This window comes from Corynebacterium sp. HMSC071B10 (assembly GCF_001814825.1).
Taxonomy (GTDB): domain Bacteria; phylum Actinomycetota; class Actinomycetes; order Mycobacteriales; family Mycobacteriaceae; genus Corynebacterium.
This window is the reverse complement of sequence record NZ_KV817992.1, coordinates 1-26597: the sequence shown is the minus strand read 5'-3', so window position 1 is coordinate 26597 and position 26597 is coordinate 1. Positions and strand designations below refer to the sequence as shown.

Below are 26597 nucleotides of genomic sequence, written 5' to 3'. Positions count from 1 at the left end.
AGCGCCGTCGATCGGGCCACGCGGGCGTCGACAAGCAATAGCCCCTTATAAACTGTGGGCATGGATATGCCGATGGTTTCCCAGCTGCGCTCGCGCTTGGAGTCGATTCTGCTGGTCGTGGACACGCCGGTGGAGGCGGAGGCCGTCGCGGGTGTGCTGGGTGCGACCCGCGAGGACGTTGATGCGGTCCTGCGCGAGTGGGCCGCGGAGCTGGACACGCGCGGCAGCGGGATCGACCTGCGGGAGACGCAGGAGGGATGGCGGCTGTACACGCGGCCGCAGAACGCGGAGGCGGTCGAGGCGTTTGTGCTGGACGGGACGCAGTCCAAGCTCAGCCGCGCGGCGCTGGAGACACTCGCGGTGGTGGCGTACCGCCAGCCGGTGACGCGCGCGCAGGTCGCCGGCGTGCGCGGCGTGAACGTAGACGGGGTGATGCGCACGCTCACGCTGCGCGGGCTGATCGCGGAGGTGGACCCGGACGAGGCGACGGGCGCGCACCGCTACGTCACCACCGAGTTGTTCTTGGAGCTGTTGGGGATCGACTCGCTGTCGCGGCTGCCGGACCTCGCACCGCTGCTGCCGGAGGTCGACGCGATCGAGGACGCGTGGTAGCGGCTGGTAGACGCCGGTTGTCGCTGGTAGACTCTGCCCCGAACACGCGCGGTGCCGCTTATGTTGGCGTCACCCGCACAACCCCAATATGGATGTAAAGGATTCACACATGACTCCTCCCGCTCGCCGAGACGGCACACCGGACACGGGGAAGGACGAGCCGTTCTACCCTTCCTACGCAAAGCCGGCGAAGAAACAGAACGTGCGCCTGGACAAACGGCGTGAGAACGCGAAGAAGCATGAGGCCCACCCGCTGGAAGACAACTGGTGGGACGACGATGAGACCAAGGCCCGGAAGCAGAAGACGGACGGGATCCGGCTGCAGAAGGTGCTGGCCCAGGCGGGTGTGGCGTCGCGTCGTCACGCGGAGGTGATGATTGACCAGGGTCGCGTCGAGGTCAACGGCAAGATCATCACGGTGCAGGGCACGCGCGTGAACCCGAACGTGGACATCATCCGCGTCGACGGCACCCGCATCAACGTCAACGAGGAGATGGAGTACTTCGCGTTTAACAAGCCGCGCGGGGTGCAGACCACCATGCACGACGAGTTCGATCGCACCTCGGTCGGCTCCTACCTGTCCGAGCGCACGGCTTCCGGCCAGCGCCTGTTCCACGTCGGCCGCCTCGACGCGGATACCGAGGGCCTGCTGCTTCTGACCAACGACGGGGAGCTGGCCAACCGGCTGACCCACCCGAAGTACAACGTGTCCAAGACCTACCTGGCCACCGTGCTGGGCGAGGCGAAGGGCGACCTGGTCAAGAAGCTGAAAGAGGGCGTTGTGCTTGACGACGGCACGGCGAAGGCCGACTACGCGCAGATCGTCGACGTACACAACGGCCAGTCCTTGATCCGCGTCGAGCTGCACGAGGGCCGCAAGCACATAGTGCGCCGCATGCTCAAGGAGTGCGGCTTCCCGGTCCAGCGCCTGGTGCGCACCAAGGTGCACACTGTGCAGCTGGGCGACATGAAGCCGGGCGCGATGCGCGCGCTGAACTCCTCCGAGCTGGCCTCGCTGTACAAGGCGGTGCAGATGTAAATGGGTACCGCACAGATTTCTAACATGCCTGACGGCGGGCTCATCCTGGCTGTCGATGGGCCTTCCGGCACCGGCAAGTCCACCACCTGCCGCGCGCTGGCGAAGCGCCTGGACGCAAAGTACGTGGATACCGGCGCGATGTACCGCGTCGCCACGCTGGCAGTGCTGCGCGCGGGCGTCGACCCGGCGGATACGCAGGCCGTGATCGAGGCGACGAAGGACCTGCCGCTCGAGGTTTCCGATGACCCGGACGCGAAAGAGGTCCTGCTGGCAGGCGAGGACGTCTCCGGCGAGATCCGCGGCCCGGAGGTTACCCGGAACGTCTCCGCGGTCTCGGCGATCCCCGAAGTGCGCGTGAACCTGGTTGAGCTGCAGCGCAAGCTCGCCCGCGAGGCGCACCGCGCGATCGTGGAGGGCCGTGACATCGGCACCGTCGTGCTTGCCGACGCCCCCGCGAAGGCCTTCATGACAGCGTCGGCCGAAGTACGCGCCCAGCGCCGCTATGACCAGGACGTCGCCGCAGGCCGCGACGCCGACTTCGAAACGGTGCTGGCGGATGTGCAGCGCCGCGACGAGCTGGACTCTTCCCGTGCCACTAGTCCGCTGCGCCCGGCCGATGACGCGGAAGTGATTGATACCTCAGCAATGGCCCCCGACGAGGTGCTTAACGCCCTCATTGGACTGATTGAAAGGAGCGCGCAGTGACCCAGGAGCACAAGGACACGGGTGCTGAGAACGCACCCGAGACGGAGTTCATCCAGCCGGGCATCGACGCCTCCGGCTACGAGGAGCTGAGCCCGGAAACCCTCGGGGCGGACGACGCCGAGTTTTACGACGCCGACTTTGACACCAGCGACTTTTCAGATGCCGACTTCGCCGAATACACCGACGAAGACTGGGCGGAGATCGAAGAGTCCTTCGGCATCATGCGGCCGGACGTGGTGGAGGAGAACCTGCCCACGGTAGCGATCGTGGGTCGCCCGAACGTGGGCAAGTCGAGCCTGGTCAACAGGTTCATCGGTCGTAGGGAGGCCGTGGTGGAAGACCACCCCGGTGTGACGCGCGACCGGGTGAGCTACCTGGCCGACTGGGGCGGGCGTCGCTTTTGGGTGCAGGACACCGGCGGGTGGGACCCCAACGCCCGCGGCATCCACGGCGCGATCGCACGTCAGGCAGAAGCCGCGATGGAGACCGCCGATGTGATCGTGATGGTGGTCGACGCACAGACCGCGATCACCGAGACGGACGCGGTGATGGCGCGCAACCTGCAGCGCTCGCCGGTACCAGTGATCCTGGTGGCGAACAAGTTCGAGTCTGAGTCCCAATGGGGCGACGCCGCCGAGTTCTACGGGCTCGGCCTGGGCGATCTGTGGCCGGTCTCGGCGCTGCACGGCCGCGGCGGCGCGGACGTGCTCGACGAGATTCTGCGACTGTTCCCGGACGAGCCGCGCGCCAAGCCCTCCATCACGGATGGTCCACGCCGCGTCGCGCTGGTCGGCCGCCCGAACGTGGGCAAGTCGAGCCTGTTGAACAAGCTGGCCAAGTCGCACCGCTCGGTGGTGGACAACGTTGCTGGCACCACGGTGGATCCGGTGGACGAGATGATCCAGCTGGATGAGCACATGTGGAAGTTCATTGACACCGCTGGCTTGCGCAAGAAGGTCAAGAACGCCCAGGGCCACGAGTACTACGCGAGCCTGCGCACCCGCGGCACGATCGATGCGGCCGAGGTCTGCGTCGTGCTGATCGACGCCTCCGAGGAGATCTCGGAGCAGGACCAGCGCGTCATCTCCATGGTGCTCGAGGCGGGCAAGGCGATGGTTATCTGCTTTAACAAGTGGGACCTGATGGAGGAGGACCGCCGGTACTACTTTGACCGCGAGTTCGACGAGATGATGGGCCACCTGCCGTGGGTGACCAAGCTGAACATCTCCGCGGAAACCGGCCGCGGCCTGCACCGCCTGGAAAAGGCGATGACGGAGGCGCTGGAGAACTGGGATAAGCGCATCTCCACCGGCCAGCTGAACAACTGGCTGCGCGAGGCGATCGCCGCGAACCCGCCGCCGATGAAGAACAACCGGCTGCCCAAGCTGCTGTTCGCCACGATGGCAACCACTCGCCCGCCGACAATTGTGCTGTTTACTACCGGTTTCTTGGACGGTGGCTATCGACGCTACCTGGAGCGCAAGTTCCGCGAGACCTTCGGTTACCACGGCACGCCGGTGCGTATCGCGGTGCGCGTGCGTGAGCGGAACCCGCGGCGTCGTAAGTAACTAGCACTGCTTCCCGTACACGAAGGCGTCGACGCGGTAGGGAAGCGGAATGCGCTGTCCGCGCTCGAAGCCGAGCCGCTCGTGGAGGTACCAATCCAAGTTGGCCACCATCTTCTCCCGTGTCTTCTGGTTTGCGCGGAGCCAGTAGGAGCGAGAGGCCATCAGGTCGAAGCACTCGTCGGTGGTGACGAGCTGTGCCCAGGTCTCGCGCAGCTCGCCCTCTAACACCCAGGGGCGCGCGACCTGCGGGTAGAACCCGGCGCGCTGCACATCACCCGAGTGCATGATGCGGCTGAGCCTTAAGACCCACGGATGGTTGACGGCGAGCGTGTTCCAGCACAGCAGCAGTTTGCCGCCTTCGCTGGTCACGCGGGCGGCCTCGGCGCTGGCGGCGGCTGTGTCGACCCAGTGCCAGGTCTGCGCGCAGGTGATGGCGTCGACGGCGGCGTCGGCAAGCGCGGTGGCCTCTGCGGTGGCGCGCCAGACGGGCACCTCGGGCAGGTGCTCACGCAGCACGCGGGTCATGTCGGCGGATGGGTCGCAGGCGAACACGTGCTGTTCCGTGTGTTCCGTGAGCAGCTCGGTGAGCTTGCCGGTGCCGGCGCCGACGTCGAGGATGCGGGCACCGCCCGCGCGCGAAGGGAGCGTGCCCAAAAGCCTGGCGACGGCGGGCGGGTAGGAGGGGCGCACCGCGTGGTAGAGCGTCGCCCCGTCGCTAAAAGCGCGCGCTGAGCTGGTGCGATGCTGCTCGTCGCGGAAGGCGGGCTGTTGCTTTCCACTGGGCTTCATAATCGACTAATGTACCGGGTCGAAGGTTTTGGGAGGAACTATGACAGCACTGCGCACGGCGGGCCTGCTGGCTGCGGCCGGCGTGGTGCTTTGTAGTGCCGCCTGCGCGGATGCACCGGAGCAGATCTCGGAGATTGTGCCCTCCTCGGTGCGCGACCATGTGGCTGAGGTGGAGCCGTGGAGCAGGCCGGACACGCACGAGCGAAAGATCCAGGTCGGCGAGCGCGAGCGCAGCTACCTACTCAGCGTCCCGCCCGGGGCTAAGCAGCGCGCGAGCCTCCCGATGATTTTTGTGTTCCACGGCTATGGGGAAGACGCGGCGTCGATACGCAAGTACTCGCGGCTTGATGTCGCTGACGCGATCGTGGTCTACCTGGACGGGGTCGGACGCGCGTGGGCGCCCGCTCCGTACGCGAAGACGTCGGGCGGCGAGGACCTAGCGTTTGTCGACGCGGTACGCGAGGAAGTGATGGGCGAGTACTCCGTGGACAAGGCGCGCGTGTTTGCCACTGGCCTGTCGAACGGCGGCGGGTTTGCTACCTACCTGGGCTGCCAGCGCCCGCAGGACTTTACCGCGGTGGCTTCTGTCTCGGCGGCGTTCTATCACCGCGTTTCGGAGGGGTGCTCATCCATCCCCATCAAGCACGTGGATTTCCACGGCACTGATGACTCGGTGATGAGCTACTCCGGCGGCGAGCGCCACGACACGGCCTACGAGTCGATCGAGGCGATGCTGGAGGAGACCGCGCAGCGCAACCACTGCGCGCCCGAGTACGTGGAAAAGCCACTCTCCGAAACGGTGTCCGAGCTGCGCTGGGACGGCTGCGACGCGCCCCTGGTGCACTACCGAGTCACCGGCGGACCGCACATCTGGCCCGGCGGCGCCTACGACACCTCGGAGACGACGACCCGCGGGTTCGCCACGCGCACACAGCTCGCGTTCTTCGGCGTGCCGATGCGTTAAAGGGTACCGGGAAGTTTCGGCCCCGTGCCCTATGCTTGTGCGGTGTGATGCAGAATTCTCCACGAGCCGCCGTCGTCGTGTTCAATCCTGCCAAGATCGATAAGGATCGCCTCCGCGCGGTGGTCGCGCGCCATGCGCCGAGCGAGTGCCGGATCGAGTGGATTGCCACGACCCCGGACGACTCGGGCGAGGCGGAGGCCGCCGCGCTGCGCCGCTCCGACGTCGACGTGGTGCTGGTCGCCGGCGGCGACGGCACGGTTCGCCAGGTCGGCACCGCGCTGGCCAACTCCGGAATCGCGCTGGGAATCGTGCCGACCGGCACCGGGAATCTGTTGGCGCGCAATCTTCGCTTGGACTTGGGGCTCGAGGCGTCGGTAAGCAGGGCTTTCCGCGGCGAGCACATGCTTATCGACGTCTGCCGCGCCAAACTCTCACGCCCCGACGCCAGCAACGAACGCCTCGGCTTTCTCGTGATGGCCGGGGTCGGCCTGGACGCGCAGATGATCGAGTACACCGACGAGGGCCTCAAACGGCGCATCGGCCCGCTGGCCTATATCTCCGGGATCGCGCGCTCGCTGCGCGGCGGCAACCGGATCAACGTGACCTACACCGTCGATGGGCATCGCACCCACGCCGCCCGCCTACACACCCTGATCTTCGGCAACTGCGGGGAGTTGATCAACGAGATCCCCCTGCTTCCCGAAGCCCGCCCCGACGACGGCCTGCTCAACGCCGTCGGCATGGCTCCGCGAGGGCCCATCGGGTGGACGAAGATCGGGCTGAACCTGGTGGCGAACAAGGCCGCGCGGCTGCGAGGACTTAACCCGGACCCGCCGGTGGTGAACTTCGCTGACCTGGAGTATTCGGAAGGCAGCCACGTCAAGGCCTTCTTTGCCGCCCCGGAAATCTTCGAAGTCGACGGCGACCCGGTTGGCGAGGTCACCGCGGTAGAGATCTCAGTCGACGCAGGCGCGCTGAAGGTGTGCGTGTAGCGGCGCTGCGGTGGCGCGCGGTGCGGAGCTGCGCCATACTGGTGGCGCTTGTATCCGCGTGTGAATCAGGGGGAAGTTATGGGGAAAAGGACGACGAGTGCGCTGTGCGTCTTGGCAGTTGGGCTGCTGGCGGGGTGTGCTGCTGAAGGCGGCGAGCCGGTCGCGGAAGTGGCGGAGCCTGAAGTGCCCGCGTTCCATTTTGCGAGTGGGACGCTGGAGCTTGGGGATTTTGATCCGGACACGCTTGGCGACAACCTTTTCGACCCGTGTACCGAGATTTCGGCTGAGGAGTACGCGGCGGCGGGGATGACGGGGGTGGAGAGCTTGGAACCGCGGCAGGCCATAGGTGAAGAAGTAAGCAGGGACTGCAGCGTGGATGATCTTGAGGACGGAATTACTCAGCTAGTTTCTGCCACGCGCACGAATCTCGATGTCACAACAGCAGCCCTAGCGAATGATGAAGTGGACTTCCCCGTGTCTGCGGTACCCGGTCTTTTTACGCACAGAAATAAATCGATCAACGATGAAATGTGCGTTGCACAAGTAGATACCCGCAGGGGAGGCTTAGCGGTTGGCATTTCATTACGGGGGGTAAAGAAATCTCAGTATGATCCGTGTGAGCTAGCAACGGGCCAGCTAGAGAGCCTGTACGGCGCATCGACACAAAACAGGAAGTCAGCCAACGATCGTTCATAGAAACAGCGTCAAGATTCGTGTACGTTCAAAGACGATGGTTGTGCAACGGGGGCACAATCTCGAAACTATCAGGGGGGAACATGAACAATCGTATTGATATCAACGTTGACAGCATCAGTGACGCCGTCAATACTCTTAAAAAATTATCTGCTCAGCTCGATGGGTCGGGAATTCGGGGCCACTTTATGGGGCTAGACGGCTTTTCCTTGGTGTCTGGTTTGGATGGTGTGGGGCGGACGCATTCGCGGGTGTCGTCGGCGTCTGCGCCGGAGGCGAATCGTGTGTTGGGGGAGTGGCTGCAAACAGTTGCTGACGTGTTGCGGGTGAGTGCGGAGAACACCTCTCGTGCCGATGGCTCGGTTGCAGGTTTGTTGGGCTCGATTGGTGTGGTGGAGCGTACTGGTGGTGCTGGTGCGGTTGCTGGGTTGATGGGGCGGACGTTGTCGCAGTATGAGAACGCCAATTCGTTTGCCAACCCGCGCCCTGCTGCGGGTGCGCAGGCCTCGCTTCCTGTGTTGCATCAGCAGTTGATGGCGACCCAGGTCGCACAGGCAACAGCGGCTGCGGCGTTTTGGGCGAAGAACGCAGCGCTAGTGCAGTCGGTGGTCGCCCAGCTACCGGCGGTCGCCGGCATGCTTGCTGATTCTTCGGAAACGGAGTTTGTGGCCGGTGCAATCAACAAGCTTGGGGAAGTCTCTCGTGTGGGCCAGGAGTATGTGGCCCGTTCGGTGTTGATGCAGGGCCATGCTGCCGGGTTGGCGCAGGTTGCTGGTGCGGAGCAGCTGATGGCCCATGGTGCTGTGGCGGTGTGGGCTGGCCTGCCGGGGCCGTCGCGGGCGTTGTTTGAGCAGTCGTATTTGGGGGTGTTTCCACCGCGGTTGACTGCGTCGCTGCAGCCGGTGGTGCCGGTGTTTGATCGCCTACTGCCGGATCTGGGTTCGATCCCAGGTGATGGGTTCGCGGTTGGAGATATGCCAAGCCCGCAGGCACCGGAGTTTGGGGACTCTCCCTTGCCGCGGACGTTGCGTGATGCGTTTACCGCTGCAGGTCTTGGCGCGTTGGGGCAGGCAGTGACGCCTTCCCAGGTGGTTGGCGAGTATGGGTTGCCCACCCCTGAGGTGTTAGAGCAGGTGGCTGCGAAAACCCCTGCTGGTGTAGCGGGTACTCAAGCCGCGTCGGTTGGCCTGGGCCAGCTCGCTCCTGCCGGTGCGGGTGCTGGGTTGGTGCCGACGGCTGGTGCGGGTGGTGCAGGCACGCTTAGCCAGCCCGGTGCTGCTGGCCTGGCAGGCCCGAGTGGTGCAGGTACTTCCGGTGTCAGTGGTGTGTCGCCCACGGTGGCCGCCGGTACTGGTAGTGCTGGTGGTGCTTCCGCTGGTGGTGCTAGTGGTGTGGCTGGCCCGGTCGGCGCCGGCGCCGGTACTGGTCGTGGATCTGGTGCACACGGTGCGCGTGGTCGTGTGCCGCGTGATGCACACGCGGGCGCTGCTGGTGCGGCGGGTGCTGCTGTTGGTGGTACGTTGGGTGCTGGCGCGGGTCTTGTCGGCGCTGGTGCTGGTATGGGCGCTGGTCGTGGTGTTGCAGGTTTCGGTGCTGGTGCGCCAGGCGCTGCAGGCCAGCTGCCGGGTGCGGCAGCGGCTGGTGGATCTGCTGCCGGTGCTGCGGCTGGTGGTCGTGGCGGTGGTGTGATGGCTGCTGGTCCGATGGGTGCTGCTGGTGGTCGAGGGCAGGGACAAGGCAAGTCGCAGGCGAAGGTTAAAGCGGTCACCAGCGCGGTCGAGCGTGATGGGAACCTGGAGGCGCTGCTGGGGCAATCTCCCTTGGTGTTGCCGACGGTGATCGGTAACAACGTCCGCGGCTAGCACACAGTGCCGGGGGACAGGTGATGCAGGTTTCCCGAGTCTGCGGCCGCAGACTGTTCATCCCGAAAGTCCGCGGCCGCAGATTCCACACTCCTTGCGGCTTGATGATCCTCGGCTGTCTGTCCAAGAAGTTTTCGGACTCCGTGTCCAAAAACCTCTTGGCTTCTCAACAAAACGGAGCTAGCTCCATTTGGGGGCGCGCCGACTGCAAAACCCCAGGTCGCCGTTGAACGACATTGCTAAATGGAGCTAGCTCCATTTGGATAAAGGGTGCTGGTAAAAGCCCTGGTCGCGCTCATCCGGTTTCTCTATTTGGAGCTAGCTCCATTTGGGTCAACCCCACCTGGAAAACACGAGGTCGCCATCCCGCCGTACGTCCAAATGGAGCTAGCTCCATTTGTCATAACGTAGGAGACACTTCCATAACGCAGGAGATACCAGTCCGCGGCCGCAGACTGGTATCTCCTAGTCTTTCAGTGCGTCGACGGATCTTCTCGCAGGTTGCTGAGCAATCCGGCGAGCTACCCGCCAAGAACGATGCCTTCGCGGCGGGGGTCGGCACCTCCATAGATTCCGTCTGGTGTCACACGCAGCGCAGAAAGACCACTCGTGAGTTCATCAAGCTCCACGGCGTGACCCTTTTGCTGCAAGTTGTCCACTGTTTCCGCAAGGGCGTCTTCAGAGACGTCTGGATGCTCGCTTCCGATGTTCGTTTCAGGCTGGTTCCTCGCCCCGAAGTTAGGAGCAGAGATGGCCTGCTGCACGTTCATGTCCCAATCGGTGATTCCGAGCAGCGTTTTTACCACGTACTGGATGATCAGGGACCCGCCGGGCGACCCTAGGGCCATGGCCAAAGAACCGTCTTCGTTGAACAGCAAAGTGGGGGACATCGAAGAGCGTGGGCGCTTTGCTCCCTCAACGCGGTTCGCCGCAGGGGTACCGTCCTCATTCAGCGGTTCGGCATTGAAGTCTGTCAGCTGGTTGTTTAGCACAAATCCGTTCGTGAAGTGGAAGGAGCCGAAGGCAGCTTCGACGCTGGAGGTGATCGCCGCGGCGTTGCCTTCACTATCGATCACGTTGATGTGTGTTGTGCCGTTCTCGGCGATATCGGCACCGGCGCCGACTGGTTCCTCGAGAACTCCCGGCTCGACCTTTCCGGCAGAAGCGTCGGGGTCGATGAGCTCGGCTCGCTGGGACGTGTAGGCGTCGGCAAGCAGTGCTTCCGGGCCGCCCGGGATCTCGACGAATGCTGGGTCCCCGACGTAGGCATCGCGGTCGGCGTAGGCGAGCCGCTCCGCCTCGGAGACAAGGTGAATCGCCTCGGGCGCTGGCAAGGCCCCGTCAACGCCTGGGTTGTCAGGTTTGTACTGGGCGAGGTCGATGTCGTTGAGCAGGCGCAGTGTCTCTACCACCGCGATACCTCCTGAAGATGAGGGCGGCATCCCGCAGACCTCGTACTCCTTGTATTCGCCGCACAGTGGTTCAGTCACATTCGGGGTATAGGCAGCGAGGTCCGCAGTCGTCATCTCCGAAGGTGTCATGTTGTCCGTGTTGCGCGTGGCTTCCTCCACGATGGCCTTTGCGATCTCGCCGGTGTAGAACGCACCCGGACCGTCGTGTGCGACCTTTTGCAGGGTGTCGGCGTAATCCTGGTTTTTCAACGTTGTGCCCGCGGAGATCGGGGTGCCCTGCTCGTCAAAGAAGTAGGCGGCCGCGTTGGGACTTGCCTGCAAATCTTCCGCGTTGTCAGCCACCAGCGCGGCCAGCCGTGGGGACACCTCGAAGCCGTTCGCGGCCATGTCGGCAGCGGGCGAAATGAGATCAGCCCAGTCCTGCTTGCCATATTGCTCGTGCAGCACCCCGAGCGCGGCCACGATCCCAGGCACACCGATTGATCGGCCAGACCGTCGTGCATCGGGAACTGGCGGGTCGGTGTTGTCGTCTGATTTCTGGATCAAGTAGGTCTCGGTGGCACTGACAGGTGCTACTTCGCGACCGTCGATGGCAATGCGCTTACCGGTCTTTGCATCGGAGTAGAGAATGTAGCCGCCACCGCCGATGCCGGAAGATTGCGGCTCGACGAGTCCGAGCACGAACTGCGCTGCAATTGCCGCGTCGGCCGCGCTCCCGCCGTCCATGAGCACCTGACATGCGGCCTTCGTCGCCTCGGGATTTGCTGTGCTTGCAGCAAAGCTGGCAGCTTTTACCTCCTGCATGCCAGAGCGGTAGCCTGTTCCGCTCTCTGGTGCAGCAGCGAGGTCCTCCGAGACCCCGGAGCTGCTCGCGCCAGCGGCGCTATCAACGAATCCGGTGACACCTTCCGCAGGTTCGCAGTTGGAGATATCAATGGTTTGCACTGCCGTCTTTTCGGGAGCAGTGCTTTCCGACGCTCCGTTGACATCCGCATCGCTCGAGGATGCAACATCATCGGGCTGTCCGCCACACGCAGTAAGTGACGCAGTGCATAGTAGGGTGAGGAATGTGAGATGGGTCTTCTTCATGGTGAAAATTTAGCATCTGAAGACCCACCATGGGAGCGTTTACGCAGCGCTGCCCTTCTTCTTTTCCCGCTCGTCGTAGTACCAACCGACAACGGCACCGAGGATGATGCCGAGCGCGACGCCGAGGGCGATGCCCAGCTGCGAAACGGTGAGGCCGAGTACGACGCCCAGGGCGACACCGACGCCGACGCCGGTCGCCAAGTGATTACTGCAGGTAGTGTTCTTCTTTCCGTTGTTTGGTGTGGTCATGGGTATCACTACTTCCATGCATATTGGGGGATGGAGTCCCGAGATTACCAAGCTTTTCGCCCGCTAATCGTCTACAACGACAATGCTCAGGGCCTTGTGCGGTGACGTGCAGCCTATTCCGTAGCATCTCCCGCGACATGCAGGCGGCGCTGCTCGTTCTTTGTGAAGGTGCGCTCGGCGAGGGACTCACCGGCACCGTCTAGCAGGTGTACCACCACATCCAGGCCGAGGGCCTCGAGGTCTTCGACGTCTTCGCGGTACATGGCCACCGAGCTGATCGTGCACTCTTCGGGGTTGATGCGGGAGGCGTAGATCTCTTTGACTGTGTCCACGTTTGCGTGTTGGGCGGGCATGGCGAGCATGATCATGTCGATCTGGTGGCTGTCCTTGACGCGCTCCCAGAAGTCCACATCAGTGGCGTCGCCTTCAACCACGTTGTAGCCGCGTTCTTGCAGGTGGCGGACGCGGGCGGGGTCGTGTTCCACGCCCAGGACCCGGGCGCCGTAGACCTCGGCGAGCTCCTTGTAGCAGGCGAGTCCGAGGCGGCCGACGCCGAGGACGAGTGCGTGGGCGTCGCCAAGCTCGATGGGGCGATCCTCTGGGTGAATCTTGTGCGGCGGACGCGTGGGCAGGCGCTTCGCCAGGTGGGTGGCGCGCGAGACGCTTTGTGGGTTGCAGATCGCCGAGACAACGAAGCTGAGCGAAACCGCGAGCACAAGAGAAAGTAGCCAGCGCTGGTTGAGCCAGCCGTCTGCGACGCCGACGGCTGCGATGATCAGCGCGAACTCGGAGTAATTCGAAAGCAACAGCGCTGCGAGCACCGAGGTGCGGTTGCGCAGGCCCAGTGTCCAGAGGATCGCCCAGTAGGCCACAGCTTGGAGTGGGAGTAGGAGGAGTAGCAGGCCGGCGTCGAGAAGATTCTGCCAGCTCGGGAGTCCGAGGAAGCCGATGTTGACGAAGAAACCGACGAGAAGCAGCTCTTTGAGGGTAAACAGCGAGTGGCTGAGCTGCTCGGCACCGGGGGAGCGAGAGAGTACCACGCCCATGACCAGGGCGCCGAGGCTGCCGGAAAGGCCCACCCACTCGAAAAGGGCGTAGCCCGGAAGCAGTGCCATGACGATGCCGAAGAGCGCGCCCAGCTCGCCGTGGCCGAGTTTGTACCAGCGGCGGGTGGTCAGGGCGAGCAGTGGGACGATGAGGACGAGTAGGAAGGCGGACAGGCGCGGGGGCTCGCCGCGGAGGACGCTCATGAAAGCAACGGCGAGGATGTCCTGCATAATCAGCACGCCGACGCAGATATTGCCGTAGAGCGCTTGCTCGTCGCCGCGGTCTTGGAGGATCTTGATTACCACGATGGTGCTCGAAAAGCTCAAGACCAGAGCGATGTTGACGGCGACCGAGAAGGACGTGGGGCCGAAAGCGCCGAGCGCGCCAAGTGCGGAGATGAATCCCGCGCCAACAAGCGTCATGACCAAGACGTGGGCGCTGGCGGTCAGCCACACGGCTTTATCCGTCAGCGCCCGCAGATCCAGGCGCAGGCCAATGGCGAAGAGCATGAGGGTGACGCCGATGTCGGCGAAGAGATCGAGGGCCTCGACGTGCGCGACGCCGTTGGCGTTGAGGATAAACCCCGCGGCCAGAAACCCGATCAGTGGTGGGAGACGGACTGCCCATGCGATAAGCCCGCAGCCAAACACCACAGCAAGGTAGGTCAACAGCAATTCCATGCAGAGTAGTCTGCCTTACGTAGGCAGGCTTACCAATGGTTGAAACGCAATCTACCCCGAGTGGGTGAGGTCTCGCTAGGGGGACTACGCAAAAAGCGAGGGTACCGGCCGTTTTGTCGGTACCCTCGCGGATTTTGTCGGACTGACAGGATTTGAACCTGCGACCCCCACACCCCCAGTGTGGTGCGCTACCAAACTGCGCCACAGCCCGTCCGCTACCGCGTCTGCGGTAACTCGGCCAGATTACAACACTGTGAGGAGAAAAGGAAACCGGCAGGTCAGTCAGTCTAAGCGTCCTATCGTAGGTCGCCGTCGAGGTAGACCCACGCGCCGTCTTCGCGGATGAAGCGGGAGACCTCATGCTGCACGCCGGTGGGGGAGTAGGCGGCAAACTCCACCACGCCTTCCGTGTCAAAGGGGCCGCCACCCTGCGTGCGCAGGATCTCGAGCCGGGTAAAGGGCATACCGGTCGCAGGCAGCTCTGACACCTTTGGTCGGGTCCGCGCTGCCCAAGTGATGTGCAGGTACTCGGGCAGGCCGTGGACAAAAGCGGTGTAGCGCGAGCGCATCAACGCCTCGGCGGTCAGCGGCTTCGCGCCGCGATGGTAGGAACCGCAGCAGGCGGCGTACGGCTTGCCAGATCCGCACGCACAGGCAGAAAGAGAGCGGGCGGCCATAGTTAGCGCTGCTTGTCGCGCTCGCGGCGCTGCTCGACGGTGGCGGTGTCCACCGTGGTGGTGATGTCGTTAGCAGCGACGTAGCCGTCCACGGTGGAGGCGGCGCCGGCGGCGCGCAGGGTCTCCACCTGTTCGTCCGTCAGGTCTCCGTAGAGGGTGATGTGGCGGGTGAAGGTGGTGTCTGCGTCGTGGGTGACTTCCACGCGGACGTCGTCAAGCGGCATGCCCTTCGCCGCGATCCTGATCGCCTGCGAGCAGGACACGGCGAGCGCTGACATGAACAGCCCTGTCGAGGTCACGCCCTGGCCCTTGCCGCCGGCGTTCTTCGCGCGGTCGGTGGTGATTTCGCGCCCCGAGGTGCGCACGACATCCCCGTACTTCGTGCCGCGCGCCGAGTAGGAAATGGCGTTGGAATCGCCGGTGGGCTCCGGAGTGAACTCGGGCACGATGTACTGCTGGGCCCAGGAGCCGATGATGTCGGCGGCGCGCTGGGCGGTGCCCTGGCGGGTGAGCAGGTGGTCGGCCTTGTCCAGTGCCATGAGCGACTTGGGGTAGCGGGTGAGCTGGAAGATGGTCTGGGCGTTATCGATGCCTACGGTGACGTCGATAGGCGAGTGCACCACCAGCAGCGGCTTGCGCACCTTGCCCAGGTATTCCTCCGGGTTGGTCTCCGCGAGATCCTCCAAGAAATGGCGCGAAATGACCAGCTCGCGCCCGCCGAGCGTGACGTGGACGGAGCCGTTCGCGTCCGCCTCGCCGATCTTGTCCGCGTAGTGCAGCACGGAGTGTGCGGGGTCGAAGGGTGCGCCGACGGTGGCCACCATCTTCAGCATCTTCTTTAGCTCCGGGCGGGTCGCCGCCTTGAGCACCGCCGCGCCGCCGAGCGAGTGGCCCATGATCAGCTGCGGGGCCGTGAAGTGCTCATCCATCCACTGCGCGACCGCGACGATATCGTCAACATTCTGGCTAAACGAGGTCTCGGCGAACTCGCCCTCGGACTGGCCCAGGCCTGGGAAGTCGAATCGCAAGGTAGCGATCCCGTGCTCGGTCAGCCGCTTCGAAATTCGCGATGCGCCAGGAGTGTGGCGCGAACCGGCGAAGCAGTGCGCGAAGATTGCGTAGGCTTTTGCCGGCCCATCGGGGCGATCCATAGTGGCGGCAAGCTGGAGCCCCGTCGAAGAGGGGACCTTGAGATTCAGAGACTTCATGGCGTGGGCTTTCTCTTGTTTGTTCGCGATTTCTCAAGTGCTGCGCGCCAAACGTGCGCGCGGGCTGCCATACAATCTAAGGCACAAAGAATCTCCCAACAACAGTCCCGCCCGGTGGGCGAGTGCGCGCAGCGCTTAGACTTGGGAGCATTGACCTTTGCCGTCGGCGCGACCCGCGCGCCTGCGGTGCCGCGATGAGGAAGGACGGCCCTGCGCATGGGCGCATTCGACTGGTTCTGGAAGGCGATGGGCTCGACATCCGAGCGCAATAACAAAAAGTCCAAGGGGATTGTCGCCGCTGCCTACGAGTTGCTGCCGGAGCTCGAGCAGCTTGACGACGCCGCGTTGGTAGACACCATCCGCACCACCGTCGCCGACGGCGAGATCAAGGACAAGTCGCGCTTCTTGGCCGTACTCACGGTCGCCTCGCAGCGTCGGCTTGGCATGCGGCCTTTCGACGTGCAGAACCAGGCGGTGCTGCGTCTGCTCGAGGGCGACGTGATCCAGATGGCCACTGGTGAGGGCAAGACGCTTGTCGGCGCGATGGCCGCCACCGGCTTTGCGCTCACGGGTAAGCGCGTCCACGTCATTACGGTGAATAATTATCTGGCCGGGCGCGACGCTGAGTGGATGCGTCCGCTCGTGGAGTTCTTCGGGCTGAGCGTCGCTGCGGTCACCGAGGCCAGCAGCCGCGCAGAAAGGGTGGCGGCGTACCGCGCCGACATCATCTACGCGCCGGTCACCGAGATCGGCTTTGACCACCTGCGCGACAACCAGATCACCTCGCGCGAGCAAACTGTCCAGCTGCCCGCCGACGTTGCCTTGGTAGATGAGGCGGACAGTGTGCTTGTCGACGAGGCGCTCGTCCCCTTAGTCCTCGCCGGCTCCGAAGGTAGCGAGCAGGCCACCGGGCAGATCACCGAGGCCGTCTCCCACCTGGTCGAGGACAAGGACTACACCATCGACGCCGAGGGCCGAAACGTCTTCCTCACCGACGAGGGCGCGAACCGCGTGGAGAAGCTGCTGGGCATCGACTCGCTCTACGGCGACGGCCACATCGGCACCACGCTGGTGCGCGTGAACCTCGCGCTACACGCCAAGGCCCTGCTGATCCGCGACGTGCACTACATCGTCGACGACGGCAAGGTCGCGCTCGTCGACGCCTCCCGCGGGCGCGTGGCCGAGCTGCAGCGCTGGCCGGACGGGCTGCAGGCCGCTGTTGAGGCGAAGGAGGGGCTGAAGGTTTCCGAGGGCGGCCGCATCCTCGACTCGATCACATTGCAAGCGCTCATGCGCCGCTACCCGACGGTGTGCGGCATGACCGGCACCGCCGTCGAGGCCACCGACCAGCTGCGCTCCTTCTACGACCTGCACGTTGCGGTGATCGACCGGGCCAACGAGCTCAAGCGCTTCGATGAAGCCGACCGCATCTACGCCACGATGGAGGAGAAGAACCGCGCGATCGTCGAAGAGGTCGCGCTGCTGCACTCCAACCGCCAGCCAGTGCTGGTGGGCACGCACGACGTCGCGGAATCCGAGGCGCTCGCCGACGCACTCGAGGCGCGCGGCATCGCGGTTAACGTGCTCAACGCGAAGAACGACGCCGAGGAGGCCCGCATCATCGCGGAGGCGGGCGACTTGGGGCGCGTGACCGTGTCCACTCAGATGGCGGGCCGCGGCACCGATATCCGCCTCGGTGGCGCGGACGAGGCCGACCACGACGAGGTCGCCGCCCTCGGCGGGCTCGCAGTCATCGGTACCGCCCGGCACCGCTCCGCTCGCCTGGACAACCAGCTGCGCGGCCGCGCTGGCCGCCAAGGGGATCCGGGCTTAAGCCTGTTCTTCGTCTCGCTGGAGGACGACATCGTCACCACCGGCGGCGCCGACGAGCAGGTTACAGCCCACCCGGGCGCGGACGGCCGCATTGAGTCGAACCGCATCCAGCAATTCGTCGAGCACTGCCAGCGCGTCACCGAGGGCCAGCTTCTGGAAATCCACTCCCAGACCTGGAAGTACAACAAGCTGCTCGCAGACCACCGCGAAATCTTAGATACCCGCCGCGCGGCGCTGCTCGATACCGATGCCGCGTGGCGCGAGCTGGCCGAGCGCAGCCCGCAGCGCGCCGCCGGGCTTTCCGGCCTGGACCAGGCTGTGCGCGAGCAGGCGGCGCGCGAGATCATGCTCTTCCACCTCGACGCCGAGTGGTCCGAGTACCTCGCGCTCATGGACGACGTGCGCGAATCCATCCACCTGCGCGCCATCGCCCGCGAGACCCCGATCACCGAGTACCACCGCATCGCCGTCCGCGAGTTCAAGGAGCTGGCCAATCGCGCCGTCGACCAGGCAGTCGACACCTTTGAGCAGGTGCTTATCGACGCCAACGGCGCCCACCTCGCCGACGCCGGCTGGAAACGGCCGAGCGCCACCTGGACCTACATGGTCTCCGACAACCCGCTCGCGGGTTCGGGCAACAGTGTCATCTCCGGCATCGGGAATATCTTTCGATAAAGGGCTCGGGCGCTACAGAAGCGTTACCTGCGAACTTGGTGGGTGAGTGGTGGCAAAGGCCCACAGAACCGACGCGAGTCGGTAGTATGACAAACAGCTAACTGAAAACCTCGACATCGACGCGGTGGCTTTTCTCGCCGGGAAGCGTCGGTATCACACAAAGTCAGGAGTAAGTGATGAGCGAAAACACCGGTAACCCGCAGCACCAGGTGGAAACGACTTCGGTGTTCCGTGCGGACCTGCTGAAGGAGATGGAAAACGGCGCCTCCGCATCCAAGGACGGCATCACCGGTGCAGAGAACCTCCCCGAGGGCGCGGCCCTGCTGGTGGTCAAGCGCGGCCCGAACGCTGGCGCACGCTTCCTGCTGGACCAGGATTCCACCACGGCCGGTCGCCACCCGGAGGCCGACATCTTCCTGGACGACGTGACCGTGTCCCGCCGCCACGCCGAGTTCCGCCGCACGGAGGACTCCTTCGAGGTCGTCGACGTGGGCTCGCTCAACGGCACCTACGTCAACCGCGAGCCGCGCAACTCCCAGACGCTGTCCACCGGCGACGAGATCCAGATCGGTAAGTTCCGTCTGGTCTTCATCGCCGACGAGAAGTAAGGTTCTCCTACACGCCCGCGTCCCGGGCATCATCCTTTACCTGTCCCTCGCTGATTGCGGGGGACACGAGACGTAGCAACGAAAGATCCACCACCAGTGAGCGCACTCCGTAGCACCTCGCCGCTGAAAGCGGCTGGCCAGTCCCCGAAGGGGAAAGCCAAGACCATGTCCATCGGCGTGGTCCTTGAACGCCTCCGCGAGGAATTCCCGGACGTGAGCCTGTCCAAGATCCGCTTCCTCGAGTCCGAGGGGCTGATCACCCCGCAGCGCACCGCTTCCGGCTACCGCCGCTTCACCGACGAGGACGTGGAGCGTCTCCGCTACATCCTGGTCACCCAGCGCGACAACTACCTGCCGCTGAAGGTCATCCGCGAGCAGCTCGAGGCGATGGACTCCGGCCAGGTCACCGCGATCATGAACGGGGCCGACGCAGAGCCGATGGTCTCTGCGGACAACTTCCGCGCGCCCGCGGACACCAAGCTCAGCGACGAGGATGTCGCCGAGCAGGCCAACACGGACCAGGCGACGGTGGCGCAGCTGATCAAGGCTGGGCTGATCAGCCCTGACCGGGCGGGCTACTTCACCGCCGACGACGTCAGCGTGGTGACCACCGCGCTCGCCCTCGGTGACTTCGGCGTGGACATCCGCCACCTGAAGACGCTGCGCACCACCGCCGACCGCCAGGTCGACCTCATCGCGCAGGTCGCCGAGCCCATCGCGAAATCCGGCAAGGACACCGCGCACCAGCTGGCGGAGGAAACCGGCCAGCAGATGTCGGCGCTGATCGTTTCCCTGCACGCCTCACTGGTGAAGAACGAACTGCGCCGCAGGTTGGGCAACTAAGCCCGCACGCAGCTTTACGCGCCGCCAACCCTCATACACGGGGTGGGCGGCGCTTTCCCACGTTTGGGGGTGCTTTTGCGTGTCTGAAGTTTCTAAAGTGACGCAAGTGAAAGTCGGGGTAGAAGAACCCTCAACGTGAAGTTGAGGGTTAATGTTCGGCGTGTTGCGCGTGCAAAGGTTGACCAGATGCCTATGCTTGACATTTAATAAAGACATCGGCCTTCAAGCCAAACACCATGGGAGTAATTACGTGACTACGAACACCCCGGAACACGACACGCAGCTCACACTCGACGCCGCCGTACAGGAATCGCTCTTCGACCTCGGCCCCAGCGACGAAGTGGGCTACCGTGTCCCGATCGCTTGCCAGGTCGCCGGCATCACCTACCGCCAGCTGGACTACTGGGCACGCACCGAACTCGTGCGGCCGTCCATCCGCGGCGCGAAGGGCTCTGGCTCCCAGCGTCTGTACTCCTTCAAGGACATCCTGGTCCTGAAGATTGTCAAGCGCCTGCTGGATACCGGCATCTCCCTGCAGAACATCCGCCTCGCGGTGGACAAGCTGCGCGACCGCGGCGTGAACGACATCGCGGAAATCACCCTCGTCTCCGACGGCACCACCGTCTACGAGTGCCGCAGCAACGAAGAGATCATCGACCTCCTCGGCGGCGGCCAGGGTGTGTTCGGGATCGCCGTCCCGCAGATCATGAAGGAGCTCACGGGCACCATCTCGGCCTTCCCGTCCGAGCGTGTGCTTCACGACGACGCGCCAACCGCCGAAGTCACCGGCATCGACGAACTCGCCGCCCGCCGTCGCCGCAAGACCTCCTAGGCCTTACGCCCGCACTCCCATAGAAAAAAGGAACGCCCCCTTTCGCTAGGGGCGTTCCTTTTTGCGTGCCTACTTGGTGCCTACCGCGGTAGCCAGCGCCGCGGGCAGCTCCTCGGGCGTGGACGCCTGCGCCTGCGTTGCAGCGACGCGCTCTACGCCCGCGTCCGGCGCGCCGTCGCCAACGTGCACGACCGCGATTTCGACGCCCTGATCCAAGTACTGCTGCAGGGACTCGGCAAACGCGGTGCCGTCAACGTCCGCACCCGCGTCGGCGGTACCGGTGGTCACCAGCACGATGCGGACTGGCTCCGCGCCCCCGGCGGAAGCAGAGGCGGCAGCGGTCAGCGCCTCGCGGGTCTGCGGGACCCCGCCGGTGAGGAAGCGGTGCACCGCCACGTCAACTTCCTCCGCGGAGGGAGTCAGGGCCACGTTGCCTCGGTAGCCGCGGGTAACCCCCTCGTTGAGTGGGGAGGAGTAGTTCCACAGTCCCACCATCTTCTCCTGCGCGGCGACGTTGCCCGCCGCCTCGCCGATGGCGTCCTTCGCAGGCTGGATGAACGGTGCCATCGCGTCCGAGGTGTCGAGCAGGAACAGCGTGTGCGCAACCTCGCCGGCCGCCTGCGCTGTGTCTTTCTCCGGCTCTGGAGCCTGCTTCGCTGGGGCGGCATCGAACGCGGCGGCCCACACAGCTTCGTCGACATTAGCTGCCTCCCCGACGCCCTCCTTCGCCTGAGCCCGGGCGAGGTCCTGCCCGGCGCGCGACTGGTTCTCGTCGGTCTGCTCCCCGGCGTTGAGCGGGATCGCCGCGAACTGCACCGCCGCGTCGACGGGAGTGAACACGAGCCCCTCCGGGGTGGCGTCCTCCGCCGTGGCGACGAACGTGTCCGGCGTCTGCTCATAGTCGGCGAATGGGTCCACGCGCTGCTCCTTGAGCGCCGCGGCGGCGCGGCCTGCGTCCTCGCCAGCAAGCTTCGAGGCGACAACCGCGGATGCCGACGGCTGCTCACCAGTGGGGAAGCGCACCGCGGAAAGGTCGACATCGCCAATCTCAGCGACCTTCTCGCCGGCGATGCCCACCGGCTGCTCGGCAACGACTTCCGGATCAGCCACGGCGGCGGTGCGGCCCGCGTCCTCGATGGTCTTGTGCGTCAGCGGCGTGTCCGGGGCGACGTAGACGGCGGCGTCCGCCACGTTGTCCACCAGCACGGGCTGCACGCAGTAGTCGCGGACGACCGGCTTGGTCTCCGCGTAGGCGTCGACAACCGCCTGGCCCACGCCTGCATCCGAGGCCGCAACGGGCAGCTCGAGGTTGCCGGAGACGCATTCGCCGCCCGCCGCCTCCTCAGAGCTCTCGCCGCGGCCGAAGATGAGCCACAACACGAGCGCAACAATGAGCAGCAACGCCACGAGTACCGCGATGGCACCTCCCGACAGCGCGTAATTATTCTTCCCATTGGAGTGTCGTGCCATGTCAACCGCCTTAAACGCCACAGGACCAAAAAACTTCTGCCGCCATCTTATCCGTCGATAAGCTGATCTAGGAGCGCGACAAGCCGAAGCCGAAGCGGCTCCGCGGCCCCCGCTAGCTCCCGCTGCCGACGCACGTACTCGGCCTTGCCCTCGGCCGTCTCTATCGGCACGACGCCAAAACCCAGCTCGCGGCAGTCGTAGGGGGAGGCCTCCATGTCCAGCTTTCGCGCCTGCCGCGCGAGCGCGAACGTGTCCAGCAGCAGCTCGCCGGGCACCGCAGGCCCGAGCTTGGTCGCCCACTTGTACAGGTCCATCGCCACGTGCACGCAGCCCGCCCGATCGTTGTCCGCCTGCCCCTCGCGCGTGAGCACGGTGAGGTTCAGCGGACGCGCGGGATTGGTGAAGAAGCGAAACGCGTCGTAGTGCGTGCACTTGAGCTGGTGCGATTCCACCACTGCGTCGGTCCCGGCTCGCCCCAGCCGTAGCGGCAAATTATGCCGGGGCCGATCGGCGCGGTAGACCATCGCCCACTCGTGCAGCCCAAAGCAATCGAAGTGGGGCTCCCGCTTATCGACGCCACGCAGCAGCCCCCGAATCTCCTCCATTGCCACCCCGTGCCGGGCCATAAACGACTCCGCGTCGAACCCGACCGTCGCGCTGCCGTCGACGGCGGCTTCGACCCGGTAATCGCGCCAGGTGGCGTGGGGCGTGGTGGCAGCGTCGTCAAGCACGCGCCCGAGCCCCGGGTGCCAGCGACGCAGGTGGGTCGGGCGCAGCCAGTAGTAATCGAAGAGGAAGTCCCACACCGGGTGGTGCTGTCCGCGCGCACGGCGCTCCAAGTGGGGCGTCACCCAGGCGTCGGCGCGCGCCTCGTGCGCAGCCATTGCTTCTCGGTACTCGGCGGGGGAGAGGTGTACGGGCATCTAGTCGTCCTCGTGGGTCCAGTCGGCGACCGTGCCTACGTACTCCTCGATAACGTCCTCCAGCGCCAGCACGCCGACGACGACGCCGTTGTCGCGGACCTGCGCCATGTGGGCGGAGCGGCGGTGGAGGGACGTGAGCGCGTCGTCAAGCGTCTGGGCCCCGTCGACGCTGCTGAGCGGGCGAATCTTCGCGCGCGGCACCAGCGGGTCGTCCTCCGCCGACTCCATGAGATCCAAGATGTCCTTGACGTGCAGGTAACCGACGAACACCCCAGGCGCGGTCTCCACCGGGAAGCGGGAGTAACCCGTCTCCCGCACCGCGCGCTCCACTGCGGAGAGCCGGATGCCCGACGGCGGCAGCGCGATGGTCTTCACATCCTGCAGCGGAATCATGACCTCCTTCAGGTTGCGAGACTCCGAGCGCAGCGCCTTGGCCAGGCGGGCCGTCTCCTCGGCGTCCAGCAGGCCCTCCTCGCGGGACTCCTGGATCATGTTGGCCAGTTGCTCCTGGTCCACCGTGGACTCCAGCTCGTCGCGCTGCACGATGCCGAACGCCGCCAGTGTCTTGCGCGCCACCCAGTTCAAGAACTCGATGACCGGGCGAGTGAGCTTCATCCACACCGTCATCGGGCCGGTGAGCCACATCGCGGTCGACTCCGGACCGGCAATCGCGATGTTCTTCGGCACCATTTCACCCAGCAGAATGTGCAGGTAGGAGATGATGCACAGCGCAATGACGAAGGAGACCGGGTGCAGCAAGTTCTCCGGCAACCCGAGGCCCTCGAAGGGCACCTCGATGTAGTGCGCGATCGCGGGCTCTGCGACCTTACCCAGCACCAGCGAGGCGATCGTGATGCCGAACTGCGCGCCCGCAAGGTAGATGGACAGGTGCTCGGTGGCCTCGAGGACGCCCTTCGCGTCCTTCTTGCCCTGCGCGAGCATGTTCTCCAGGCGGTCGCGGCGCGAAGAGACGAGCGCGAACTCGGCGGCGACGAAGAACGCGTTCAGCGCCAGCAGTACGACGATTAAAACAATGGCAAGCCAGATACTCACTCCTGCTCACCACCCTGGCGCTCGGCGATACGCTCCGCTTCCGCGGGCGAGACCGGGCTGAGCACCACGCGATCCACGCGGCGATCGTCCATCACAGACACGCGACCGATCCAGTTGCCAGCACCGCCCGCCTCGAACTCCTCCTGGAAGTTCGCAGCGGCCTGTGGCAGCACCACCGTGTCGCCCGCCTGCGGGATCCGGCCGAGTGTGGCCATGACTAGTCCGCCCAGGGTTTCGTAGGGGCCTTCGGGGGCGGTGTAGCCGGTCATCGACGCGACGTCGTCAAGCCGCACGAGCCCCGAGACCTCCCACGAGGTGCCGAAGCGCTGGAAGTCGCGCTCCTGCTCCGCGTCGTCGTACTCGTCGTAGACCTCGCCCAGGATTTCCTCAACGACGTCCTCGATGGTGACCAGGCCTTGCGTGCCACCGAACTCGTCGGCCACCAGCACGACCTGCGAGCCGGCGGAGCGCACGCGGTTGAGCACCGAGTCGCCGTCGAGCGTGCCCGGCACGAAAGGCACCGCCTTCGCCAGGCCTTCCAGCTTCGTCGTGGCGCGCTCGGCCTTATCCACCGAGAAAGCGTCCTTGATGTGCACCACGCCAATCGTGTCGTCGAGGTCGCCGCGGCGCACGGGGAAGCGGGAGTGGCCGGTCTCGCGTGCGAGTGCGATGAGGTCGGCGACGGTGTCCTCGGCGTCGAGGGCGTTGATCGTCGAGCGCGGCGTCATCACCTCCTCGGCGGTGGTGTCGCCGAACTGCAGCGAGCGGTCGATCACCGCCGCGGTATCCGCATCCAGCCCGCCGGCCTGCGCGGAGCTGCGCACCATCGCGGTGAGCTCCTGGCCGGAGCGGGCGGAGGCGAGCTCGTCGGCCGGCTCCATGCCGAGCTTGCGCACGATAAAGTTCGCCGAGCGGTTCAGCGAGGAAATGAAGCCCTTAAAGACCGTGTTGAAGGCGTTGACCGGCGGCACCACGAAGCGCGCCGTGGCAAGCGGGTCGGTAATCGCCATGTTCTTGGGCACGAGCTCGCCGAAGACCATGGACATAAACGTCGCCACGGCCAGCGCGAGGATGAGCGCGACCGCGCCCGAAGCCTGCTCGTTGAGTCCCACCAGCTCGAGCAGGGGAGCGAAGTACTGGCCCAGCACCGGCTCGGCGAGGAAGCCAGCCGCCAGCGTGGTCAGCGTGATACCCAGCTGCGCGCCGGAGAGCACGAAAGAGAGATTCGCATGGTCGCGGGCCACAGCGCGGGCACGTTTGTCGCCCTTGTCTCGCACGTGGGCGTCGATGGTGGAGCGTTCGAGCCCCGTCATGGCGAACTCAATCGCCACGAAAAGCCCTGTTGACGCGGTGAGCAAAATGAAGCCCACCAGCGAGAGGATGGATATGAATATGTCCATTGCAGTTAGCGCTTATGTCTCCTTCGTGTGTGCGGTGCTTTTCGACGCCCACGCGCCCGCCCCGCCGGCTGCCCCGGCGGCGGCAGTGGCGCGCCCTTAGGCTCGCGTGCTCCGGTGATTGTAATCAGGCTTTCGGACATTGGCTCGACGTCGACCTCGCGGGCGTCGACACCCGCTCTGCGCAGCAGCTTGTCCACTTCCCCACGTTGCTCATCCATGACGAGGGTGACCACCGTGCCCGAAGTGCCCGCGCGCGCGGTGCGGCCGGCGCGGTGCAGGTAGGCCTTGTGCTCGGCGGGCGGGTCGACGTGCACGACGAGCGACACGTCGTTGATGTCAATGCCGCGGGCGGCGATATCGGTGGCCACCAGCACCGGCGTCGAGCCGTCCGCGAAGCCCTCGATCGCGCGGGTGCGCGCGCCCTGGCCCTTGTCGCCGTGGAGGCCCTGGGCGTTGATGCCGACGCGGCGCAGCTTCTTGACCTGGCGGTCTACGCCGTGCTTCGTGCGCATGAACATGATGGTCTTGCCCTCGCGTGCGGCGATCTGCAGCACGATTGCGTTGCGCTGCTCGCGATTGCCGACGAGTAAACGCACGTGCTCCATCGTGTCCACCGCCGCCTCCACGGGCGCAGTCGAGTGCGTGACCGGGTCGTGCATGTAGCGGTCGATGAGCTTTTGCACATCGCCGTCGAGCGTGGCGGAGAAGAGGAGGCGCTGGGTGTGGGGCGGGGTGGCGTCGAGAAGCTTGCGGACCTGTGGCAAAAAGCCCATGTCGGCCATCTGGTCGGCCTCGTCGAGCGCGGTGACTTCCACCGCGTCGAGCGAGAGTTTGCCCTGGTTGATCAGGTCCTGGGCGCGGCCCGGCGTGGCGACGAGCAGGTCGACGGGGGCGGCGAGCGCGCGGATCTGGGTGTTGATGTTCACGCCGCCGACGACGTCGAGCACGCGCAGGCCAAGCGCAGCGGCGGGGTCGGCGAGGCGCTCGCGGATCTGGGCCGCGAGCTCGCGGGTCGGGGCCAAAACGAGCCCGCGCGGGTGGCCGGGGCGCGTTGGGGTGCCGCTGAGACGCACAAGCATCGGCAGGCCGAAAGTGAAGGTCTTGCCGGAGCCGGTGGGCCCGCGGCCGAGGACGTCGCGCCCGGCGAGCGCATCGGGGATTGCCTCCTCCTGGATGGGGAAGGGGTGCTCGATGCCTTGCTTGGACAGGACAGTGACCACGGGCTTTGGCAGCCCGAGGTCAGCAAAAGTGGTTGACAGTGTCATTGCCACGAGTCTACCGCGCGAAAAGCTTCGATCCCTATTAGACGCACGTTTTGGGCCTCCGGTTCCCTTTCGGGCCGAAAGTGGAATACTTCTCACATTTGCTTGTTTG

At 65.1% G+C, this 26597-nt stretch carries 23 protein-coding genes, 1 tRNA gene and 2 pseudogenes; 13 read left to right on the top strand and 13 right to left on the bottom strand.

Features of this window, described 5'->3' with window-relative positions:
* The first annotated feature begins 60 nt into the window (after positions 1–60).
* From scpB to der, 4 genes are all read left to right on the top strand, one after another.
* Entirely contained in the window at positions 61–612 is a 552-nt protein-coding gene (gene scpB / locus HMPREF2990_RS03055) for an SMC-Scp complex subunit ScpB (RefSeq protein ID WP_070762651.1), read from the top strand.
* 109 nt (positions 613–721) lie between these two features.
* A complete protein-coding gene (locus tag HMPREF2990_RS03050; protein WP_070762650.1) occupies positions 722–1651 on the top strand; it encodes a pseudouridine synthase in 930 nt (309 codons plus the stop codon).
* Entirely contained in the window at positions 1652–2356 is a 705-nt protein-coding gene (gene cmk / locus HMPREF2990_RS03045) for a (d)CMP kinase (RefSeq protein WP_070762649.1), read from the top strand. It abuts the gene before it with no gap.
* Between the two features lie 62 nt (positions 2357–2418).
* A complete protein-coding gene (der, locus tag HMPREF2990_RS03040) occupies positions 2419–3924 on the top strand; it encodes a ribosome biogenesis GTPase Der (protein WP_070762659.1) in 1506 nt (501 codons plus the stop codon).
* Here the strand turns inward: der and HMPREF2990_RS03035 are convergent, their stop codons facing one another.
* The gene (locus tag HMPREF2990_RS03035) at positions 3925–4713 is read right to left on the bottom strand and encodes a class I SAM-dependent methyltransferase (protein WP_070762648.1); all 789 of its coding nucleotides are present in this window, start codon (positions 4711–4713) and stop codon (positions 3925–3927) included.
* A 40-nt stretch (positions 4714–4753) separates the two neighbouring features.
* Between HMPREF2990_RS03035 and HMPREF2990_RS03030 the strand changes: the two genes are divergently transcribed.
* Together HMPREF2990_RS03030 and HMPREF2990_RS13320 are read left to right on the top strand one after the other, a co-directional pair.
* On the top strand, positions 4754–5677 hold the full coding sequence (locus tag HMPREF2990_RS03030; RefSeq protein ID WP_083316975.1) for a CE1 family esterase: 924 nt from the start codon (positions 4754–4756) through the stop codon (positions 5675–5677).
* A 47-nt stretch (positions 5678–5724) separates the two neighbouring features.
* Positions 5725–6087, top strand: a pseudogene (locus tag HMPREF2990_RS13320) (diacylglycerol kinase family protein); the annotation flags it as partial.
* Here HMPREF2990_RS13320 and HMPREF2990_RS13315 read toward each other — a convergent pair.
* A pseudogene (locus HMPREF2990_RS13315) lies at positions 6083–6151 on the bottom strand (hypothetical protein); the annotation flags it as partial. The pseudogenes HMPREF2990_RS13320 and HMPREF2990_RS13315 overlap by 5 nt on opposite strands.
* Positions 6152–6747: 596 nt before the next feature.
* Here HMPREF2990_RS13315 and HMPREF2990_RS03020 point away from each other — a divergent pair.
* The 3 genes from HMPREF2990_RS03020 (at position 6748) to HMPREF2990_RS12895 (ending at position 9224) form a co-directional block, all read left to right on the top strand.
* On the top strand, positions 6748–7365 hold the full coding sequence (locus HMPREF2990_RS03020; RefSeq protein ID WP_070762646.1) for a DUF3558 family protein: 618 nt from the start codon (positions 6748–6750) through the stop codon (positions 7363–7365).
* A 1179-nt stretch (positions 7366–8544) separates the two neighbouring features.
* On the top strand, positions 8545–9051 hold the full coding sequence (locus HMPREF2990_RS12900; protein WP_168167116.1) for a hypothetical protein: 507 nt from the start codon (positions 8545–8547) through the stop codon (positions 9049–9051).
* Entirely contained in the window at positions 9051–9224 is a 174-nt protein-coding gene (locus tag HMPREF2990_RS12895; RefSeq protein WP_168167115.1) for a hypothetical protein, read from the top strand. Before HMPREF2990_RS12900 ends, HMPREF2990_RS12895 begins: the two co-directional genes overlap by 1 nt.
* 521 nt (positions 9225–9745) lie before the next feature.
* Here HMPREF2990_RS12895 and ggt read toward each other — a convergent pair.
* From ggt to HMPREF2990_RS02985, 6 genes are all read right to left on the bottom strand, one after another.
* Positions 9746–11725 (bottom strand): gamma-glutamyltransferase, encoded by a 1980-nt coding sequence (ggt, locus tag HMPREF2990_RS03010; protein ID WP_070762644.1) that lies wholly within the window; start codon positions 11723–11725, stop codon positions 9746–9748.
* Positions 11726–11764: 39 nt separating this feature from the next.
* Positions 11765–11974: a hypothetical protein gene (locus HMPREF2990_RS03005; RefSeq protein ID WP_038590512.1), complete on the bottom strand. Its 210-nt coding sequence runs from the start codon at positions 11972–11974 to the stop codon at positions 11765–11767.
* A gap of 113 nt (positions 11975–12087) precedes the next feature.
* Positions 12088–13701, bottom strand: coding sequence for a cation:proton antiporter family protein (locus tag HMPREF2990_RS03000; RefSeq protein ID WP_070762643.1), 1614 nt, complete (start codon positions 13699–13701; stop codon positions 12088–12090).
* Between the two features lie 137 nt (positions 13702–13838).
* A tRNA-Pro gene (locus HMPREF2990_RS02995) sits at positions 13839–13912 on the bottom strand.
* Positions 13913–13997: 85 nt separating this feature from the next.
* Positions 13998–14378 carry a YchJ family protein gene (locus tag HMPREF2990_RS02990; RefSeq protein WP_070762642.1) on the bottom strand — a complete coding sequence of 127 codons (381 nt, stop codon included), beginning with the start codon at positions 14376–14378 and terminating at the stop codon, positions 13998–14000.
* 2 nt (positions 14379–14380) lie between these two features.
* On the bottom strand, positions 14381–15586 hold the full coding sequence (locus HMPREF2990_RS02985; RefSeq protein ID WP_070762641.1) for a bifunctional alpha/beta hydrolase/OsmC family protein: 1206 nt from the start codon (positions 15584–15586) through the stop codon (positions 14381–14383).
* Between the two features lie 216 nt (positions 15587–15802).
* Here HMPREF2990_RS02985 and secA2 point away from each other — a divergent pair, with 216 nt between their 5' ends.
* The 4 genes from secA2 (at position 15803) to HMPREF2990_RS02965 (ending at position 20377) form a co-directional block, all read left to right on the top strand.
* Complete coding sequence (gene secA2 / locus HMPREF2990_RS02980; RefSeq protein WP_070762640.1) at positions 15803–18094, top strand: accessory Sec system translocase SecA2; 2292 nt, start codon at positions 15803–15805, stop codon at positions 18092–18094.
* 176 nt (positions 18095–18270) lie between these two features.
* Positions 18271–18702, top strand: coding sequence for an oxoglutarate dehydrogenase inhibitor Odhl (gene odhI / locus HMPREF2990_RS02975; protein ID WP_038590522.1), 432 nt, complete (start codon positions 18271–18273; stop codon positions 18700–18702).
* A 96-nt stretch (positions 18703–18798) separates the two neighbouring features.
* Positions 18799–19545 carry a transcriptional regulator FtsR gene (locus tag HMPREF2990_RS02970; RefSeq protein WP_070762639.1) on the top strand — a complete coding sequence of 249 codons (747 nt, stop codon included), beginning with the start codon at positions 18799–18801 and terminating at the stop codon, positions 19543–19545.
* A 250-nt stretch (positions 19546–19795) separates the two neighbouring features.
* Positions 19796–20377, top strand: a complete 582-nt coding sequence (locus HMPREF2990_RS02965) for a MerR family transcriptional regulator (RefSeq protein ID WP_070762638.1) — start codon at positions 19796–19798, stop codon at positions 20375–20377.
* 69 nt (positions 20378–20446) lie between these two features.
* On the opposite strand, the gene HMPREF2990_RS02960 is transcribed toward HMPREF2990_RS02965, so the two are convergent.
* Genes HMPREF2990_RS02960 through HMPREF2990_RS02940 form a run of 5 tightly spaced genes read right to left on the bottom strand, consistent with a single transcriptional unit; the run spans position 20447 to position 26488 of the window.
* A complete protein-coding gene (locus HMPREF2990_RS02960) occupies positions 20447–21847 on the bottom strand; it encodes a vWA domain-containing protein (protein ID WP_070762637.1) in 1401 nt (466 codons plus the stop codon).
* A 47-nt stretch (positions 21848–21894) separates the two neighbouring features.
* Complete coding sequence (locus HMPREF2990_RS02955) at positions 21895–22770, bottom strand: 3-methyladenine DNA glycosylase (RefSeq protein ID WP_070762636.1); 876 nt, start codon at positions 22768–22770, stop codon at positions 21895–21897.
* Positions 22771–23823, bottom strand: a complete 1053-nt coding sequence (locus HMPREF2990_RS02950; protein ID WP_070762635.1) for a hemolysin family protein — start codon at positions 23821–23823, stop codon at positions 22771–22773.
* Positions 23820–25223: a hemolysin family protein gene (locus HMPREF2990_RS02945; protein WP_070762634.1), complete on the bottom strand. Its 1404-nt coding sequence runs from the start codon at positions 25221–25223 to the stop codon at positions 23820–23822. Before HMPREF2990_RS02945 ends, HMPREF2990_RS02950 begins: the two co-directional genes overlap by 4 nt.
* A 5-nt stretch (positions 25224–25228) precedes the next feature.
* Positions 25229–26488: a DEAD/DEAH box helicase gene (locus HMPREF2990_RS02940; protein WP_070762633.1), complete on the bottom strand. Its 1260-nt coding sequence runs from the start codon at positions 26486–26488 to the stop codon at positions 25229–25231.
* Positions 26489–26597: the final 109 nt, after the last annotated feature.

Excerpts from the sequence above, each read along its gene's own strand:
- scpB (WP_070762651.1), top strand. The coding sequence starts at position 61 with ATGGATATGCCGATGGTTTCCCAGCTGCGCTCGCGCTTGGAGTCGATT.
- HMPREF2990_RS03050 (WP_070762650.1), top strand. The coding sequence starts at position 722 with ATGACTCCTCCCGCTCGCCGAGACGGCACACCGGACACGGGGAAGGAC.
- cmk (WP_070762649.1), top strand. The coding sequence starts at position 1,652 with ATGGGTACCGCACAGATTTCTAACATGCCTGACGGCGGGCTCATCCTG.
- HMPREF2990_RS03035 (WP_070762648.1), bottom strand. The coding sequence starts at position 4,713 with ATGAAGCCCAGTGGAAAGCAACAGCCCGCCTTCCGCGACGAGCAGCAT.
- HMPREF2990_RS03030 (WP_083316975.1), top strand. The coding sequence starts at position 4,754 with ATGACAGCACTGCGCACGGCGGGCCTGCTGGCTGCGGCCGGCGTGGTG.
- HMPREF2990_RS03020 (WP_070762646.1), top strand. The coding sequence starts at position 6,748 with ATGGGGAAAAGGACGACGAGTGCGCTGTGCGTCTTGGCAGTTGGGCTG.
- HMPREF2990_RS12895 (WP_168167115.1), top strand. The coding sequence starts at position 9,051 with ATGGCTGCTGGTCCGATGGGTGCTGCTGGTGGTCGAGGGCAGGGACAA.
- ggt (WP_070762644.1), bottom strand. The coding sequence starts at position 11,725 with ATGAAGAAGACCCATCTCACATTCCTCACCCTACTATGCACTGCGTCA.
- HMPREF2990_RS03005 (WP_038590512.1), bottom strand. The coding sequence starts at position 11,974 with ATGACCACACCAAACAACGGAAAGAAGAACACTACCTGCAGTAATCAC.
- HMPREF2990_RS03000 (WP_070762643.1), bottom strand. The coding sequence starts at position 13,701 with ATGGAATTGCTGTTGACCTACCTTGCTGTGGTGTTTGGCTGCGGGCTT.
- HMPREF2990_RS02990 (WP_070762642.1), bottom strand. The coding sequence starts at position 14,378 with ATGGCCGCCCGCTCTCTTTCTGCCTGTGCGTGCGGATCTGGCAAGCCG.
- HMPREF2990_RS02985 (WP_070762641.1), bottom strand. The coding sequence starts at position 15,586 with ATGAAGTCTCTGAATCTCAAGGTCCCCTCTTCGACGGGGCTCCAGCTT.
- secA2 (WP_070762640.1), top strand. The coding sequence starts at position 15,803 with ATGGGCGCATTCGACTGGTTCTGGAAGGCGATGGGCTCGACATCCGAG.
- odhI (WP_038590522.1), top strand. The coding sequence starts at position 18,271 with ATGAGCGAAAACACCGGTAACCCGCAGCACCAGGTGGAAACGACTTCG.
- HMPREF2990_RS02960 (WP_070762637.1), bottom strand. The coding sequence starts at position 21,847 with ATGGCACGACACTCCAATGGGAAGAATAATTACGCGCTGTCGGGAGGT.
- HMPREF2990_RS02955 (WP_070762636.1), bottom strand. The coding sequence starts at position 22,770 with ATGCCCGTACACCTCTCCCCCGCCGAGTACCGAGAAGCAATGGCTGCG.
- HMPREF2990_RS02945 (WP_070762634.1), bottom strand. The coding sequence starts at position 25,223 with ATGGACATATTCATATCCATCCTCTCGCTGGTGGGCTTCATTTTGCTC.
- HMPREF2990_RS02940 (WP_070762633.1), bottom strand. The coding sequence starts at position 26,488 with ATGACACTGTCAACCACTTTTGCTGACCTCGGGCTGCCAAAGCCCGTG.